Origin of the sequence: Pedobacter sp. AK017 (genome assembly GCF_014200825.1) — a bacterium.
Lineage (GTDB): Bacteria > Bacteroidota > Bacteroidia > Sphingobacteriales > Sphingobacteriaceae > Pedobacter > Pedobacter heparinus.
The window spans coordinates 612,716-629,648 of the sequence record NZ_JACHCW010000001.1; the positions used below are offsets into that span (position 1 = coordinate 612,716).

A 16,933-nucleotide genomic window follows, 5' to 3' on the forward strand; every position below is an offset into this window, starting at 1 on the left:
AAATAATTATTTTTTCCCCGATAAGAGATTTACAAATAAACGATAAGCACCGGGTACGCCTGCCGGCAACTGTCTGAAGAAAGAAAGACCGGTATATACAAATCTGCCTTTTCCATAATCAGCTACAATCAGGGCACCTGTTTTGCCACTTTCGCCCTGGTCGTTCATACTCAGTACGGCGGTATATTTAGGGTCTGCATCCGTTACAAAATACAATCCCCGCTCCTGGATCCAGCCTTCAAAATCTTTAGCTGTAATTTTATTCGGATAATTTAATACCGGAATTTCGGGCTTAAGGATACCCACCTTTGCGCCTTCTTCTGTAACACGGTCACGCGATAGCCTGAAGGGATAAGGGCCAATATTTTCCAGTTTAAGCGGATTATTTACATTGTACTGTACAAGTAAGGTACCGCCATTTTCTACATATTTCATCAGCTTAGGCTGCATGCTCCTGATCTGATCATTTACATTGTACAAACGGACACCAGTTACAATGGCATCAAAACCCGAAAGATCGGTATTGATCACCTGGTTCTCGTTAAGATTTACCACTTCATATCCGATTTGTTTCAGCGATTCGGGTATCAGATCGCCCGCCCCGGCAATATAACCAATTCGCCTTCCAGCCAGTTTCAAATCTATTTTATCTACCCTGGCCACAGCCGGTGGAAAAAGTGTTTGCAAAGGAATATGTTCATAATTGATCACGCGTAAACCTTTATCATAAGTTTCACCGTCTACAATCACCTGAAAGGTTAAATTGCCTCCTGAAATATGGCCTGCGGGGCTAACCGTAAATTCCAGAACCTGCTCCTCGCCTTTGGCTAAAGTAAAGCTGGCTTTCTCGGGACTCACCTTCCAGCCTGCCGGAACCAGTGGCTGCAGCTGGCCTGTGGCATTATCTTTAAAGCTCTTGAGCTGAACCGCAATTTGTTTAGCCTCATTGCCATTAAAAACATACGCTTTTTCTGTAAGTGTAGCAGTAACCGGTGGTGCAATAACCAGGGGTTGATAAACTTCACCACGTACCTGATCGGTATACTTGTAAACGATTGGACACTTCTTTTCGATAACGGCATCACCAATTTTTATTTTGAACAAGGCACTTAATCCGACCGGGTTTTCGGGCAGTCCGATTTTAGTCTGGTCATCTACCACAAAGGAGCCCAGCGGATGTTGTTTTTCCAGCCAGTAAGGCTGGGAAAGGCCAATGTCATTGGTAGTAATGGTCTTGTCTTCCGACATCAATTTGTTCGGTGTTAAACTGAAAGCAGCCCCGCTGTTGCTTTCTTCAAGACTGATAGCAAACGGAAAGCCTGGCTTTACCCTGGCAATACCCTGTACTTTTACATTTACAGGTTGATTTAAGGCATACGCTGAATTTGCCGCAGCACTTTCAAACCAGATACCTGCACTGGCCAGGATCAGGTCGTCCAGTAGCTCATGTTTAAATGGTTTGTCCTTTACCAGCGTTCTTAATTTTAACAGTTTGTTGATGGATGCAGCTGGATCAGCAGCATCATAGGTTGCGTTGATATTGGTTAGCAGTTGCTGTATGGCAGCACTGCCCGGCAGCCTTTTTAAAGAAAAATCAATCCCTTCAAATATATCTTTGGTAGCTTTTTCGCCGGCTACCAGCGTAAAAAATTCTGTAGAAGAACCACGTTGCCTGGCCGAACCAAAGCCCTGGCTACGATGGTTAGACCTGCTTTCTGCTGCTATTTCCCCGTAACTTTTACCAAGTAATGGGTTATACAGGCCTACATCGAGTTTTAACTGATCGTCGGCGGTGGTATTGTTACCACCAAAATTAAAAGTATTCCATAAAATGCGTTTGGCCTGCCATGGCTTAACAAAAGCCAGTTGTTCTGGAAATTGTTTCGGATCCGCAGCAGCCGAGAAAGCTTCATGTGCAAGGATGGCAGAACCAGAATGGTGGCCATGACCAGCACGTCCGTCTTCAGGAAAACGGGTGATGATCACATCAGGCTGAAACTTTCTGATCACCCATACCACATCTGCCAATATTTTAGCTTTATCCCAGATTTTAAAGCTTTCTTCAGGATTTTTAGAAAAACCAAAATCATTTGCCCGGGTAAAAAACTGTTCGGCACCATCAGTACGACGTGCAGCAAGCAATTCCTGGGTACGGATCAGGCCAAGCAGTTCAGCCTGTTCATTACCGATCAGGTTTTGTCCCCCATCGCCCCGGGTTAACGACAAATAGCCTGTCCTTACTTTTTTGTCTTTTGCCAGATAGGCCAGCAGACGGGTATTTTCATCATCCGGATGTGCAGCGATGTACAGTACACTTCCTGTAACGTTTAATGCTTCCAGCCCCTGTTTAATTTCAGCAGCATTTAGCTGCTGCATGTTTTGTGCTTTGCTTAAAAAAGGAACAACTGCGGCAATAACAAGCAGGTATAAACGAAATTTCATATACAGGTTTTAATTATATCGGATTCCGAAATTAATTAAAAATCGCCAATCTGCGGTTCTAAATAAAAACTAAAACCGTAACAATCCTGCAAAAATACGACCCTTTTTATAGGAGAATTTTACTGCTTACTTCCTTATCAATTGTAATAAAACCCGGATATTTGACCAATGTATTGCCTACTTTAATACTGGGCCTGATCTTAAGGGTAAGTATGCCTTTCTTTTCCGGGCCTCCTTTACTGCTTTTAAGGAAATCGCTGATCTCTCCCATTACCTTGCTGTTTGAAATAAAAGGATAAACGTTGACCTCCATATCAACCGGCACAGTAGAAGATTGACCTGCTGCAACATTGAGCGCCTGGTTTACAAAACCGGTAGCCAGTTCCTGTCTGTTGATGAGGATCTTATATTCAAATTCATTAATGGCAGCAGCATTGCCTGTCGGATTTTTAACTTCCAGATTTAAGCGTGCCCTTAAAGGAACGTCTTTTCTGAGCAAACCCAGGGCCAGGGCCGGCAAACTACCCAGGTTAACGTCACCATTAGCTACCATTTTTTTCACATCAGCCCCACCAAGTGTAATCTGATCGGCCGAGGTAATCCGGTAAGTACATTTTTCGAGTGCCTTGATTTGCGCTGCCTGTTGGTTGATACCACAACCGGATAGGGCCAGGGCTGCAAGGCATAATAAGAAGATTCTTTTCATCAGTATGTGTGTTTAGATTACAGTCATCAAAATTGATGCCTGTTTACCTTCTGCGACCACTCAGGTTTCTACTGATCAGGTTATCTATACTATATTTTCCGGCCCCGGCAACCAGCAGAAACAGATATACAACCAGATAATGCAATCCAAGTTCTTTTTTATCAAAGCCATCCGCTGCATGCACAATACCCACCGCAACAACCATAGTAACGATAAGTGGTATCAGGGCAAACCTGGTGGCCAATCCCAGGATCAGTAAAATGGAGCAGAAAAATTCGGCAAATACGGCTAAATAAAGGGACAATACCGGGCCTACACCTATAGGATCCCCAAACTGTATTTCTCCGCCGGCAGTAATCCAGCCCAGTTTTTGGTAACCGTGAACAAGCATAAAAGCGCCAGCTGCCACCCGCAGTACAAGCAACATAAAGTGTACACTTTCATTGTTAAAATTGGTGTTAAATAATCGTTTCATAAAATTAGTTTAGATTAAAATAAAGATTTTATAAATCCAGAAATTGCGTCCTGTAATATCCTCCGGTTTTCTTCAGCAGGTTTACCGTCCTTTTCGATCATCTGTATAGATACCAGGCCATGGAGGATTGAAAAGTAGGTATGGTATTTAAGGAAAAAGTCTGCTTCTTTGTTTGTACTGGCAGCAATGGCTTCCTGAATGCTCGAGATCATGATGGTGGTCATATTCTTCAGCTCAGCAACCTGGTTTATCCGGTCGCAGGCTGGAATACCCAAACCAAACATCAGCTGATAATATTCTTTATGGTCGAAAGCAAAATCCCAGTAAGCGTTAGCTATGGCTTCCAGCTGTAATGCCGGATCTTTATGCTGTATTTTAACCTTTTGCAGGGCATCTGCCAGTTTTTGAAAGCCTGCTTTGGTAAATTCCAGTAATATGGCTTCCTTGTTCTCGAAATGATTGTAAATAACGGGAATGCTGTATTCTATGGCATCGGCTATTTTACGGATAGAGAGGGATTGCCAGCCATCTGTTAAAACCTGCAGCCATGCAGCCTCGAGGATGCTTGCCCTGAATTCTTCTTTCTGACGGAGTTTTCTTTCTGCAATTCCCATACGGTATATATTTTAGTTAACAGTGTTAACAAAAGTAACAGATAAATTGTTTTTACAAAACAATATTGGTTTTTCTGACTTAAATTAAACAATATTATTTAAGGATCAGGCGAAAGGTTAAATTGATACGGGGCCCTACAGGGCGCAGGATTTTAGGTAGTCTGTGCTCCCATAAATGTTGTGTATCAGCTTTCATGATCAATAAACTGCCATGCGTCAGTTCAACAGAAATGATGGGAATTTTATCGGTATAATGCCTGAACTGGAATATCCTGGATGCGCCAAAGCTTACAGATGCAATGAAGGGATATTGGCCAAGGTTCTTTTCATTGTCGCGATGCCAGCCTATGCTATCGGCACCACTTCTGTAATGGTTAAGCAGGCAGGTATTGAATTCCACATCAAATTTAGTCTCTATATTTTCTTTAATACGCGTTAAGGTATCTATCCATGGCATGGCATTTAGGGTAATACCGGAATAACTATAGCTTGTTGCTTCATCACCATAAAATGCGGTAAACCTTGGCTGCAATATGTCCTTACCAAAAACCTTTATGGGTTCCTGTTTCCAGGTTACCTGATGCGTCAGCTCCTGAAAATACTGGTCACTCTCTGCTTCAGTAAAAAAGCCGGGGTAAAAAAATGCTTCTCCAGGAATAGGCAGCAGGTTTAAATGATCCAGATACAGTGATTTATCCATGAGGTAAATATATCAGATATATTCCATCATATATGCTTTTGGTTGTTCCGATCTTAATGTTTTCAGGGCTTTGTCTTTAATCTGCCTTACCCGTTCTTTACCGAGGTTCATCTTACCGCCAATTTCATCCAGGCCAATGGCCGGATAGCCACCCAAACCATAAAACATGGACAGGATTTCTTTTTCGCGTTCCGGCAGTCCTCTCATTAGTCGCTTCACATCTACAGTAACAGAGTGCTGCAATACCGTAGTATCTGTTTTTTCTATATTGGTATCCTCTATGGTTTCGGCAAGGGTAAAACCAGATTCTTCCGCTATTACTGTATCCAGGGAAGTTGTCATGGGGGCGTGGTGCAGATAATCGACCACCTTTTCTTCCGGCAGTTCAATAAATTCACAAACTTCTTCCAGACTGGGTACCCGTTCCAGCTGTTGTTCCAGGTCAGCCATAGCCTTGTTAATCTTCATGATTCCACCGATCTGGTTTGCAGGCAGACGGACGATACGTTTCTGTTCGGCAATTGCGATCATAATACTCTGACGGATCCACCAGACAGCAAAAGAGATGAATTTAAAGCCTTTAGTTTCATCAAACCTTTGGGCAGCTTTAATCAGCCCCAGGTTTCCTTCTGCAATCAAGTCGGACAAACGGATGCCCTGGTTCTGATATTTCTTGGCCACAGATACTACAAAGCGCAGGTTGGCTTTTACCAGGCGGTCTAATGCCGACTGGTCTCCCTTCCTGATCTTCTGGGCAAGCACAATCTCTTCTTCAACGCTTAGTAAGTCAATTCTTGCAATGTCATACAAGTATTTTTCTATCGAGTCCGAATCCCGGTTGGTAATGGACTGCTCTATCTTTAATTGTCTCATCGCAGGCAAGGTCAGAAGAATTGAATTTCAGATCAATGGACTTTGTTTATTTCCGACTATTTTACGGAAATAAGTCATAAAATTTGCACTTTTTACGGAAATTTGAGTTTCAGCGTTTATTTTTTTATTAATTTCGAAATCTCAGTGTAACTGGTACACTTTCATCAAATTAAAGGTAATGAATACGGGAGACCTCGACAAAACAGATATTGGCATTTTAAGGCTTTTGCAACAGGACGCATTGCTGAGCAATAAGCAATTGGCACTGGAACTGAACAAATCTACGGCTACCATTCATGAAAGGGTAAGGCGGTTAAAAACGGAAGGTTATATCAAACGCTCGGTAGCCATTCTGGATGGCAAAAAGATTGGCAAAAGCCTGATTGCCTATTCGCAGGTACAGCTAAAAGAACATACCGACAGTGCTTTGAGCGGCTTTGAAAAAGAGGTGGTAAAATTTCCGGAAGTGATGGAATGCTACCACATGACAGGGGCTTTCGACTTTATTCTCAGGATCGTGATCTCTGATATGGATGCCTATCACAATTTTCTGAGGAGCAAACTGGCACAGCTTAGTAATATCGGCACGGTCCAGAGTTTTTTTGTAATGTCCGAGATCAAGACTGAAACAGCCTATCCCTTTTAAGCCATTACCGGGTTATCTACCAGGGGCAATTTGGCAAAGCGGAACACTTCAATACTTGGAAAGCCAAAATCTGTCGCCACTTTGCCCAATATCAGGTAACAGCCCTTTCCCCTGAAAGGGTATACAGGTGTATGGGTAGAGAAATGTGTGGTATCAAAGAAATTCCCCTCAGCGTCTAAAAAGGTACCGAACCACATTTTTTTGTTGTTTTTGGTGTGCACTGTTTTTTCGCAGACGTACAAACCTACCATTTTTATAGTTTGACCAATATATGCTCTTAAACCTGAAGCTTTCACATCACCTCTGTAGTCTGTTTTCAGCATGTCAAACATTCCCATACTTACCGGATAGCCCAGCAGTTCGAGTTCATTATATGCATCCTCCAGTTTGTCTGAATCCAGGGGCGGAAGCACACAGGCTTTGCTTTCCATCCGGAAAAGTTCCTGTGAGGGTACTTCCGGTTGCTTATTGCCCAGGTAACTGTACACCTCCCAGAGCAAGGCTTTTTTACTGGAACCTGTAAAGCGCAATGCACCGATCCTGATGAGCAGGATGGCCTGTTCCAGTGTGATTCCTGTACGCCGTACAAAATCTTCCAATCCTTTATACAGACCATTGGCCCTCCGTTCTTTGGGGATCAGGGTCATGTACCGGCTCTCCAGCCCCTGAATACCAATCAGACCCAGGTAGGCATCTGACCCATTGATGCTTACCACATCTTCACTGTGGTTTACACAGGGCAGGTGTACTACGGCCCCTACTTTACGTAACTCGTGCACATATACCCAACGCTGGTAAAAGCCTCCATAGTTATTGAGTACAGCAACCATAAACTCTTTAGGGTAATAAGTCTTCAAAAATAAGCTCTGATAGCTCTCTACCGCATAACTTGCGGAATGGGCCTTAGAAAAACTATATCCGGCAAACGAAGCCACCTGCCTCCAGATTTCTTTGGTTACCTCCTCATCCCTGCCCTCTTTCTTTGCATGGATAAAAAAACTCTCTATCAGGCGGTCAAATTCCTTTTTTGAACGGTACTTTCCACTCATTCCTCTTCTCAGGATATCAGCATCTGCCAGATCAAGTCCTCCATAATGGTAACAGATTTTGATTACATCTTCCTGGTAAACCATTACCCCATAGGTATCTTTCAGGTGCTCTTCCATAATCGGGTGCAGGTATTTCACTTCTTCAGGATGGTGATAGTTGTAAATATAGGTCGCCATCATACCAGATTGTGCTACACCGGGCCTGATAATGGAACTGGCTGCCACCAGTGTAAGGTAGTCTTCACAAGCCAGTTTGACCAGCAATTGCCGCATGGCGGGCGATTCGATATAAAAACAGCCAATGCTGTTACCCTCTTTCAGCAAACCATTAAGTCTGGGATCTTTCAGCAAGCTCCTGGTATCATGGATATCGACCACATCACCCGTATTTTGCCTGATGAGCTGCACGGCCTCTTTAATATGGCCAATGCCCCGCTGACTCAGAATATCAAATTTATCCAGCCCTATAGCTTCTGCTTCGTACATGTCCCATTGTACCGTGGCAAAATCTTTTGGGGGCAGGTCCAGCGCGGTATAATAGGTGATTGGATCTTCCGAAATCAATATCCCCCCCGCATGTATAGAACGTTGGTTAGGCATTTTCTCCATCATGCTATGCGCAGCAATAATCTTTTTATAAACAGGATTTTTTTTGTGCTCTTCCTGTTTTACAGGATCTAGGAAATCATCGATCTCTGCTTTGGGCAATCCCATTACCTTACCAATCTCCCGGAAGACCGACCGGTCTTTAAATGAACTCATCGTACCCAGCATGGCCGTATGCTTTTCGCCATAAGTATTAAAAATATACTGTTGTATATCTTCCCTTTCATCCCATGAATAATCTATATCAAAATCCGGGGGCGAACTGCGGTTCTTATTCAGAAACCGCTCAAAATAAAGATCCAGCTCTATCGGGTCTACATCGGTGATGAACAGGCAGTAAGCCACAATACTGTTTGCCCCTGATCCCCGGCCTACATGATAATAGCCCTTACTTTTGCCATAGCGGATGATGTCCCAGGTGATCAGAAAATAAGCAAAGAAATCAAGCTCTTCGATAACTTCCAGTTCTTTTTTCAACCGTTCTGCGGCCTCATGATTTTCACCTTTATAACGCTGCTCAAGTCCGGCCCAAGCCAGCTGTTCCAGCAGCAGTTTGTCTTCTGCCTTGCTCCCTTTGTAAGTCTTTTTGTTCCTTCTTTCTTTGTTTACATAATTAAGGGTACAACCCGCCATTAATTTTTCTGTATTTTCAAGAATAAAAGGATAAGCGGCATACAAATGCTTCAGCTCACCGGGGGGCAAAAAATGCTCGTCCGGCCTGCATTTATCACCTTCATCAACCTTAGTAAGCAGTGTATTCAGGTCTATTGCCCGCAGGTATTCATGCAGGCGGTAGTGTAAACGGTTGTAAACCGTTACCGGCTGCCAAACTACCAGCTTATCCTTCAGCTGGCTCAGGTCCCTTCCGTAAAGCAGGTTCAACTGTCCTGGCCGGATGCCTATAAAATCATCTGTCCCGACTGCTATGCCGCTTTGATAAGGATAGATCACACAGGCATTTTTAAACGCATCTGCCCTGGCGGGCAATTCCTTTTTGCTGAAGTTATGAAAGGTCAAAAAGTCGTTCAGTTCCTTCATTCCTTCCTTGTTCCTGGCTATACCGATATATAACAATTTATTCTGCTTCCTGAATTCTATTCCACCGATCGGCCTGACGCCATGCGCCCTGCATTCCCGCATAAATTCCATTACCCCGGTAGAGTTATTGATATCTGTAATGGCCATTTGCTCAATTCCCAAAGAAACTGCCTCTTTTACAAGCTGTTCTACAGACATGGTGCCATAACGCAGGCTATAGGAAGAGTGGACATTTAAAAACATAGCCTACAATTTGATGCTGAGTGTAGAGGCCATGGCTATCGCCTTCTCGCCATACCTGTTCCTGATCTTGTCCATGGCCTGGTACAGGTTATATTTTTCCTCTGAAGCACTGTACAAACCAATCTGTTCATAACCGTTTACCAATGCAGACAATTTGATTCCTACCAGCCTGATCAGCATCCTTCGGGTATAGGCACGTTCAAAAAGTTCTTTGGCTTTGACAATCAGCGTGTCGTCCAGCGCAGTATAAGGAATGCGGCATTGTTGGGTAATGGTTTCAAAATTGGAATACCTGATCACAATGGTAACACAAGCTGTTAGTTTTTGCTGCTTCCGGAGTTCATAGGCCAGCTCTATCACCATTCCGGTGATCAATTGCCTGATCTGTGTAAAATCTATACTGTCGCTTTCAAAAGTCTGCTGCTTGCTGATCGATTTCTGTTCCCTGTAAGGAATTACCGGAGCATGATCTATACCATGTGCCTTCTGCCACAATGACAAGCCATTATTTCCCAAAACCTTATATACCTGCTGCTGGGGAATCTGCGCAAAAGTATGGATCTTTCTAACCCCCATTTCGCTTAACTTCAAAAAAGTGGCTGCACCCAGTCCCGGTATTTTTTTGATAGACAGCGGGTTTAAAAATGAGGGTATCTCCAGTTGTTCCACCTGTAATGCCCCGTTCGGCTTACATTCATTGGTAGCAATTTTTGAAACTGTTTTATTAACTGACAAGCCAAAAGAAACCGGAAGGCCACTTTCCTTAAATACCTGCTCCTTTAGCTCACGGGCAAATTTCATGCAGCCATAAAACCGTTCCATCCCTGTCATGTCTATATAGTGTTCATCAATCGATGCCTTTTCTAAAACAGGTACCTTTTGCTGCAGAATCTCGGTCACCATCCGCGAATGCTCGCTGTAATCGTCCATATTTCCTCTCACAAATTCAGCATGGGGGCACAGTTGCCGGGCCAGCCTTGAGGGCATGGCCGAATGAACCCCGTATTTCCTTGCCTCATAGCTACAGGAAGTAACCACTCCGCGATCTGACAAGCCACCAACAATAACGGGTTTACCTGCCAGTTTACTGTTCTTTTTAATCTCTACCGATACAAAAAAAGAATCCAGATCCATGTGGATGATGTGCTTATCTGAAGACATAAAAATAAAAACTTAGGTACAGCAAATCTATACTAAAATATTTAGCAAAACAACAAATTTACTATTACTTTTAGTTGATATAAATGTATTCCTACCGCGCTACCTTTGCATAAGTATTATTGGCATTCAGCAGGATGAGGTCTGCATAGGATTGCAGATAAAGTTCAGACTGTCCCTGTGCAATAGCTCTGCTCAACAAACCTGCCAGGTCGTTCAGCTCTTTCCTGAGGGATTCGCTTAAGGGGATAACCGAACGGCCCAGCCCCTTTTCCAGCAATAAGCCATTGTTATAACTTTCGGGATAACGCTGCAGAAAATCTTGCAAAAAAAGTTCATTAAAGAGCAGGATCCATCCGTCCTGCGAATAGTGCTCCGGGTTGAAAACAGTACCTGAAGAAACAAAGATCATTTCCTTCCCATTGTCCAGCCACAATAGGCGGCTCCAGATTCCGGTTTGAAACCTTAAGTTCCGATAATAATCGTCCAGGCGTTTAATATTCAACAAAAAACTTGTGTCCATAAAGCAATGAAAATTTGTTTCTACACAAAAAACTGGAGCGAATCACAAATATCTGAAGCTATACTCAAATAACATTGGACTACATGGAATACCGAAGGTTTAATCAAAATACCAGATCAATTCAAAATAATATTTCACAAAAAATAACCAGGGCAGGTCTGTACCGAATTATCTATTTATGTCGTTTTACCCTGCCTGTTTTGTTCCAACAGGTTTAATTCAGCCTGTAATCTTTAAACGACTTCAAAGCCGGACTATAATAGATCTTGTAAGCATGTCTTTTCTGACAATCCTCACAGCCGCAATCATCGGCAGGGCTGCTGCAGTAACATTCTTTTCCACAACCGTTGGGATACCTGTCAAAGAGCACACTCACCTCCCAGTCAAATTGATTATACTTTTTCATGTTTTCCTCCTTTCAAATGCCAGATCAATTTTATTGAACCGATGATTAAATATATGCCGGTAAAATGAAACAGGAAATAAAGGCTAGTTATAAAGGCAGATTCAATCGTTGAAATGTGGGTTTAAGGCTGTGGGTTTCCTAAGCATTGGAAAAAGAATGACCTGGTATTTATTCTGGCATGAAAGTAGTACATACCCTGATATCAAATAAAAAGAAATGAACTTACCATCCTGGAAGCGGATTAACTTTAAAAAAATCAAAAAAGATGTCAGGAATAGCTTTACAAGCCTTGCCGAAGGTGGTTTTAAGCAAATTTTTAACCAGATAGACCAGCTGGGCATCAAAAAGGGAGTAGATACGATGGGCATTGATAGGTTTATCAATCAATGTGCATTACTGGCGGCAGGTTCGGGCGCGCTTACTGGTGTAGGTGGGATCAGTACCATGCTGATTGGCACACCCCTGGATGTGATCAACCTGATTATGCAACAGTTTCGCGTAACACTGGCCATTTCCTACCACAACACGGGCAGGTATAAAATCCGCTTTGAGGATTTTTTCAAAATCGTAGCATCATCTGTTAAAGCCGATACCAAGCTGGCCATCAGTAAAAATGTAATGGAAGAAGTTGCCGAGAAAATCCTGATGAGCATAGGCTCTAAGGCAAGCCGGCGTCTGGTACCTGTTGTTGGCGGGGTAATTGGCGGAACGGTAAATTACCTGTTTATCAAAGGTATTGCAAAAGACCTGAGAGAACAGAAAATTAGGTAATTTGATTTACTATCCAATAATATATTATGATCTTTACAAAATATGCAAGATTACGTGTTTGAAATTCAATTAAAAGTAAGAGATTACGAATGTGATATCCAGGGCATTGTAAACAATGCCGTCTACCAGTCTTATTTAGAACATGCACGCCATGAATACCTGCTCTCAAAAGCAATTTCCTTTAAGACCCTAACAGCACAAGGTATCCTGGTAATGGTATCCAGAATAGAAATGGATTTTAAAAGGTCGCTTACCAGTGGAGATACTTTCACGGTAAAACTCCGGACAGAAAAAAAAGGGTTAAAACTCCTATTTTATCAGGACCTATACCGCATGCCGGACAATGCCCTCTGCCTGAATGCAAAAGTAGAGGTAATTGCCCAAATAAACGGGCGACTTAACAGGGGAGAGATCTTTGATACTTTAGGCTTTTAATATTCGCATTACAAATTGAAATTCCCCAGATAACAGCTATTGGCAATCTGTTTCCTGTCCAGTGCAATAAAAGAGATATACACCTCCATATAAGCATTCAGCAAATCGGGCGACAGGGGCAGGTTTGCCACTCCGCTCATCCGGCTTGGGCCATATAATAAATACTCCGCTTTCTCCAGTTTAGGGAAATAAGCCAGCAAAATTACCTGGTCGTTTGGTCTCGGCCATTCCAGATGGGCAGGACAAAACCAGCTAAAGCGCAAACCCTCAGGCTTCAGTTCAACCATTGGATCATCTGCTTCCCTAATCTTCCCCTCCGTAACCAATACCTTTTCATAAGCTACGGTTACATTAGGATAAGCGCCCTTTACCGCATGTATCTTGTTATAAGACACCGCCATATTATAGGGTGTACAACTAGTTCCTTTCGCTTTGATGTTAAATCCAATACTGATCAGTTCCTTCAGTGGCCTCAAAAAGCTCACTACTGCCTCCATTTCATTTCGGTTTTGCAGTTGTGCCGGTGTAGGCGGCACGGTACTTTTACCCACCGTGCGTACCACCTGCCGGCCTTTTACCTCATAAAAAATCAGGTTTCCAATTTTACCCCTGTAATTTCCTGCTATACCATTTCTTAAAGTTCCCATAATCTTATTATTAAATCATTCCTAAATACATACTATTACTTACCTCCTTGCCATCCGCACTTACAAAACTCATATACAGATGCATTGGAAACGCGGTCAAACCCACCGGCAAAGCCAGCTCAAAGCCCAGGGATGCCCTGTTAACCGGCCCCGCAAAAATTACTGTTATTTGCCTCTCCGGACAATACACTAAAAAACTTGCCCTGTCCGAATACCGATTTAGTTGTGATTGTGCATGAGGCAACCAGCTGATCAATAAGCTATCTGTTTGCACAGTAACCGAAGGCGAATTTGGCCCCGCCAAACAACCCCTGCTGTAAACCAGTTTGCTATAGTCAATGCCATACGCCGGCGAATCCCCAATTACGATCTTCCTGAAATTGTATTTAACCGCAGCATTAAACGCATGGCGACGATCCACATTTGCAAAACCGACAGCAATCAAACCTTTAAACCTTTTCAAAAAAGCCGAAACCAATGCAAATTTCAATTGCTGATCAAGCTGTCTCTGTGTTTTCTCCCTGGAGCTCCTGTGCTGAACAGCGGTAATTACATTACGCTTCCTGATCACCCTGCCCACCAGGGGGCCCGTCCTGTTCTCAAAATTACCGAACATCCCATTTCTTAAAATTCCCATAACATTTTTAATTAGTATAACCAATCACTGTACTTTGCAATACTCCTTTTATGCCTTGCCTTTCGCATCACCGCATCTCCTTCCCTGCTCCCATTAACATTCGTATTTCCCTCTATGGAAAAAACCAGACTCCCTTGTACCCTTTCTATCATCCCACAATGTCCTAGTCTTTTCAATGAAGGAAAATATATCCCGATAAGCATTCCTGGCAAGCCATTTCTGACTAATCTTGATGCCGGAAACAAACCGGGGCTCCAGGCCGTTCTCGGCTGCATTAACCCTGCTTTTCCGAAGCACCACGAGCAAAACGCAGCACACCAGGGCGCAGCTTTTTTAAAACCCACGTAAGCAAGATATTCACCGACTCTCGCACCACTATTGTGACCAGATTCCCTAACACCGATTTCTTTTCTGGCGATACCGATGAGCCTTGCGGCCTCATTGTGAGGGGCGCTTCGCCCGCTGACAATTTCTTTTTTGTTGTTTTCATAATTTATAAAATTGCGGCCATGCATATTGCCCCGGCCAATAATAACAAGGCATACAATGCCCATAAAAAACTTAACTGCTGCCATTGTTGTAATTCTTTAAACTGTAAAACCATTGCCTCAACCGGCGGATAGCCCATCCTGCTCAAAAACCGGTTAAACAACCACCAGCTCATCTCCAGCAAGAGCAGGTAAGTAATCAGGCCCAGTATCACCAGTAAAGGGATACTCTGGTTAATTCCCGCACTCATTTCCGGGCTGCTAAAAAACAGTGTAACTGTCGCCCACATCACCAATAAAATTCCCATTAAATGATGCTCTTTTTTCGCCTGCATCATGGCCCTGAGGAAAAACAATCCTCTATTAATTATTAACTCTTTCATCTTTTCCTGATTTAAATTTTGAAATAATAGCTGACACCTCATACAAATAACCGCCCTGAAAGAAAATTTGGTGTCTCAGAGGAGACCTAGGCGCTCTTTGCTCCGTTTCAGGAGCCTAAGAGATGCCAGACTCCGAAGAGATCACCAAATTTTCTAGTTAAACAACTGTAAACTCGCCAACGTAACGCGAATCACTCGCCATTTTACCATCTGCCGATACAAACGAGATATAGGCATGAACTTCATCCCCGCTAAAATCCCCCGGCACCAGCAAACTGTAAGTCAGGGCCGACCGTGCTGCTGCACCAACCAGTGTAACAAACTGTCCTTTTACCGGATTATAAACCACCACAGTGGCCATATCCGTAGGCGCACCAATTTCGGTCGCCAAAGTACCCAGCCAGCTAAACTTGATGGTATCGTTCACTGTCGTTTCCACCTAGGCGTTATAAGCGCCACTCAACTGCCCTTTGCTATAAACCAATTTCGGATAGTCTATCAGGTAGTTTGGTGCCACTCCGGTCACCGCATTTGCATAATTATCCACAAAGCAGGCATTAAATGCCGTCTGCGTTTCCTTATGCGCATTCTGGTAACCCACCCTGATCAGCGGTGTTAAGCGTCTTAAAAAGCTGACTACTGTTTTAAACTTGGCCCGCGTGTTCATCTGTGCCACCGTTGGTGGGTTTTGTGAAGGGTGAGGAATAGCTGTAATCACGTTTTGTCCGTTTACCCAATGTCCTACCAGTGGGCCCGTCTGATTTTGGAAACCGCCAAAAGCGCCCCAATGCTGAATTCCCATAAGCTAACATTTTATTGTAAAACATTCTGTTAATTATACCACCTGCATCCCGGTTTCACCCCCTCGGCCCTTCCTCGAAAAGCCTGGTTACTCTGGCACCAAATGGTACATCAAACGTAATTCAATAAAACATAAATAACTAATAGTCAGATCACTATGACACTGTTTGACGCAATTTTGTCACAGTTTGGCACAATCAACCCAAGGCTTTTATCTCCCTTTCATCAAAATTCTGCATCAAAGGAACCTTAGGCATCGTTTTTATAACAATATCAATCTTCTGTCCGTTTAAGTAAACGCGATTGATACTATTTGGAACAGCTATATTGTTCAGAAAACTATATTAAATTTTCCGACCAATCAAAACTAAACTGCAGCCTGGCAAATTAAAAGGAAATTTTTCTTCTAATTTTCTAAGCAATCTAAAATAAGCTTTTGTAAAAAAGCCAGGGTTTTCTGAATCTAGAATAGTACTCGGGATCATGTTAGTAATAGAATGTATAGTGTAACATCGTTCAACATAAAGTCCTGCCTCTGCCAATTCCTTTATTAACTTTTTCTTTTTGAATAGCCGAATGTTCATGTAAACGGGGTTTTTTACATCTCCAAATGGATACTCTACTTCTATGTGTTTTCCAATAGATCCAAAAGACTGAGATACAGCTTCCTTAAAACCCGTTTCATATTCCAGCTTACCAAAAAAAATTGTCGAATCAAATAATGGCCAAAATAAGTCCAGGTTATTTTTTGATTCAACTTCAAAAATAAAAGTACCGTCAGGCTTTAAACATCGGTGAATTTCTGTTATTGCGCTTTGATAATCGTCAATAAAGCTAAAGGTACTACCACAACAATTGATGTGATCAAAAGAACCGCTTTCCTCTGCAATGTTCTGTGCATCACCCAAAACAAACTTTGGTTGCTTAAAATCCCGTTGCGGTAGTTTTTCCAAAATATGATTGATTCTATTTTCATACTCCGCTACAAATTTAAATTTAGGTTCGAAAAAAGAAATTGGTTTCAAGGGATTAAAATGACGTAACTTCCTTTTCGCCACTTCAATCAAACGATCAGATATATCAATTCCTGTTACCTCTGCCCCCGATTTTGCATAAAGTAACGATTGAAAGCCAGTACCGCAGCCAATATCTAAAACCCGTTTAGGAGAAGTCCAACTATTTATGATTTTCTTAGCAATAATATAATATATAATGTAGTCTTGAGAATATCCAGGAATACCAAAGGTCAACGATTTCGTCATATTCATCTTCCATTTCGTTGAAGATATGAA

General features: G+C 42.6%; 18 protein-coding genes and 1 pseudogene. 3 read left to right on the forward strand and 16 right to left on the reverse strand.

Features of this window, described 5'->3' with window-relative positions; all coding sequences use genetic code 11:
* Positions 1-6 precede the first annotated feature (6 nt).
* The 6 genes from HDC92_RS02750 to HDC92_RS02775 form a co-directional block, all read right to left on the reverse strand.
* Entirely contained in the window at positions 7-2,442 is a 2,436-nt protein-coding gene (locus HDC92_RS02750; RefSeq protein WP_183872131.1) for a PIG-L family deacetylase, read from the reverse strand.
* A gap of 106 nt (positions 2,443-2,548) precedes the next feature.
* Positions 2,549-3,148 carry an LEA type 2 family protein gene (locus HDC92_RS02755; protein ID WP_012781535.1) on the reverse strand — a complete coding sequence of 200 codons (600 nt, stop codon included), beginning with the start codon at positions 3,146-3,148 and terminating at the stop codon, positions 2,549-2,551.
* Between the two features lie 43 nt (positions 3,149-3,191).
* The gene (locus HDC92_RS02760; protein ID WP_012781534.1) at positions 3,192-3,623 is read right to left on the reverse strand and encodes a DoxX family protein; all 432 of its coding nucleotides are present in this window, start codon (positions 3,621-3,623) and stop codon (positions 3,192-3,194) included.
* Between the two features lie 14 nt (positions 3,624-3,637).
* Positions 3,638-4,237 carry a TetR/AcrR family transcriptional regulator gene (locus HDC92_RS02765; protein ID WP_012781533.1) on the reverse strand — a complete coding sequence of 200 codons (600 nt, stop codon included), beginning with the start codon at positions 4,235-4,237 and terminating at the stop codon, positions 3,638-3,640.
* A gap of 94 nt (positions 4,238-4,331) precedes the next feature.
* Positions 4,332-4,937, reverse strand: coding sequence for an alpha-ketoglutarate-dependent dioxygenase AlkB family protein (locus HDC92_RS02770; RefSeq protein ID WP_183872133.1), 606 nt, complete (start codon positions 4,935-4,937; stop codon positions 4,332-4,334).
* Between the two features lie 12 nt (positions 4,938-4,949).
* Positions 4,950-5,810: an RNA polymerase sigma factor RpoD/SigA gene (locus HDC92_RS02775; RefSeq protein WP_183872135.1), complete on the reverse strand. Its 861-nt coding sequence runs from the start codon at positions 5,808-5,810 to the stop codon at positions 4,950-4,952.
* Positions 5,811-5,988: 178 nt separating this feature from the next.
* Here HDC92_RS02775 and HDC92_RS02780 point away from each other — a divergent pair, with 178 nt between their 5' ends.
* On the forward strand, positions 5,989-6,456 hold the full coding sequence (locus tag HDC92_RS02780; RefSeq protein WP_012781530.1) for an Lrp/AsnC family transcriptional regulator: 468 nt from the start codon (positions 5,989-5,991) through the stop codon (positions 6,454-6,456).
* Here the strand turns inward: HDC92_RS02780 and HDC92_RS02785 are convergent.
* The 4 genes from HDC92_RS02785 to HDC92_RS02800 form a co-directional block, all read right to left on the reverse strand.
* Entirely contained in the window at positions 6,453-9,392 is a 2,940-nt protein-coding gene (locus HDC92_RS02785; RefSeq protein WP_183872137.1) for a DNA polymerase III subunit alpha, read from the reverse strand. The genes HDC92_RS02780 and HDC92_RS02785 overlap by 4 nt on opposite strands.
* 3 nt (positions 9,393-9,395) lie before the next feature.
* Positions 9,396-10,553, reverse strand: a complete 1,158-nt coding sequence (dinB, locus tag HDC92_RS02790; RefSeq protein ID WP_183872146.1) for a DNA polymerase IV — start codon at positions 10,551-10,553, stop codon at positions 9,396-9,398.
* Between the two features lie 91 nt (positions 10,554-10,644).
* Complete coding sequence (locus HDC92_RS02795; protein WP_183872148.1) at positions 10,645-11,073, reverse strand: hypothetical protein; 429 nt, start codon at positions 11,071-11,073, stop codon at positions 10,645-10,647.
* Positions 11,074-11,287: 214 nt separating this feature from the next.
* Positions 11,288-11,479 carry a hypothetical protein gene (locus HDC92_RS02800; RefSeq protein ID WP_183872149.1) on the reverse strand — a complete coding sequence of 64 codons (192 nt, stop codon included), beginning with the start codon at positions 11,477-11,479 and terminating at the stop codon, positions 11,288-11,290.
* Positions 11,480-11,695: 216 nt separating this feature from the next.
* Between HDC92_RS02800 and HDC92_RS02805 the strand changes: the two genes are divergently transcribed.
* Positions 11,696-12,250 (forward strand): hypothetical protein, encoded by a 555-nt coding sequence (locus HDC92_RS02805; protein WP_183872151.1) that lies wholly within the window; start codon positions 11,696-11,698, stop codon positions 12,248-12,250.
* A gap of 42 nt (positions 12,251-12,292) precedes the next feature.
* A complete protein-coding gene (locus HDC92_RS02810; RefSeq protein WP_183872153.1) occupies positions 12,293-12,685 on the forward strand; it encodes an acyl-CoA thioesterase in 393 nt (130 codons plus the stop codon).
* An 8-nt stretch (positions 12,686-12,693) separates the two neighbouring features.
* Here the strand turns inward: HDC92_RS02810 and HDC92_RS02815 are convergent, their stop codons facing one another.
* The 6 genes and pseudogenes from HDC92_RS02815 to HDC92_RS02845 all read right to left on the reverse strand — a co-directional run bounded on the left by HDC92_RS02815 (position 12,694) and on the right by HDC92_RS02845 (position 16,909).
* On the reverse strand, positions 12,694-13,332 hold the full coding sequence (locus HDC92_RS02815) for a DUF6266 family protein (protein WP_183872155.1): 639 nt from the start codon (positions 13,330-13,332) through the stop codon (positions 12,694-12,696).
* 10 nt (positions 13,333-13,342) lie between these two features.
* Positions 13,343-13,969 carry a DUF6266 family protein gene (locus HDC92_RS02820; protein ID WP_183872156.1) on the reverse strand — a complete coding sequence of 209 codons (627 nt, stop codon included), beginning with the start codon at positions 13,967-13,969 and terminating at the stop codon, positions 13,343-13,345.
* A gap of 11 nt (positions 13,970-13,980) precedes the next feature.
* A complete protein-coding gene (locus tag HDC92_RS02825; RefSeq protein WP_221270906.1) occupies positions 13,981-14,544 on the reverse strand; it encodes a peptidoglycan-binding protein in 564 nt (187 codons plus the stop codon).
* Positions 14,463-14,840 (reverse strand): hypothetical protein, encoded by a 378-nt coding sequence (locus HDC92_RS02830; RefSeq protein WP_183872158.1) that lies wholly within the window; start codon positions 14,838-14,840, stop codon positions 14,463-14,465. Before HDC92_RS02830 ends, HDC92_RS02825 begins: the two co-directional genes overlap by 82 nt.
* 157 nt (positions 14,841-14,997) lie before the next feature.
* Positions 14,998-15,642, reverse strand: a pseudogene (locus HDC92_RS25090) (DUF6266 family protein).
* Between the two features lie 343 nt (positions 15,643-15,985).
* A complete protein-coding gene (locus HDC92_RS02845; protein WP_183872164.1) occupies positions 15,986-16,909 on the reverse strand; it encodes a class I SAM-dependent methyltransferase in 924 nt (307 codons plus the stop codon).
* Positions 16,910-16,933 lie beyond the last annotated feature (24 nt).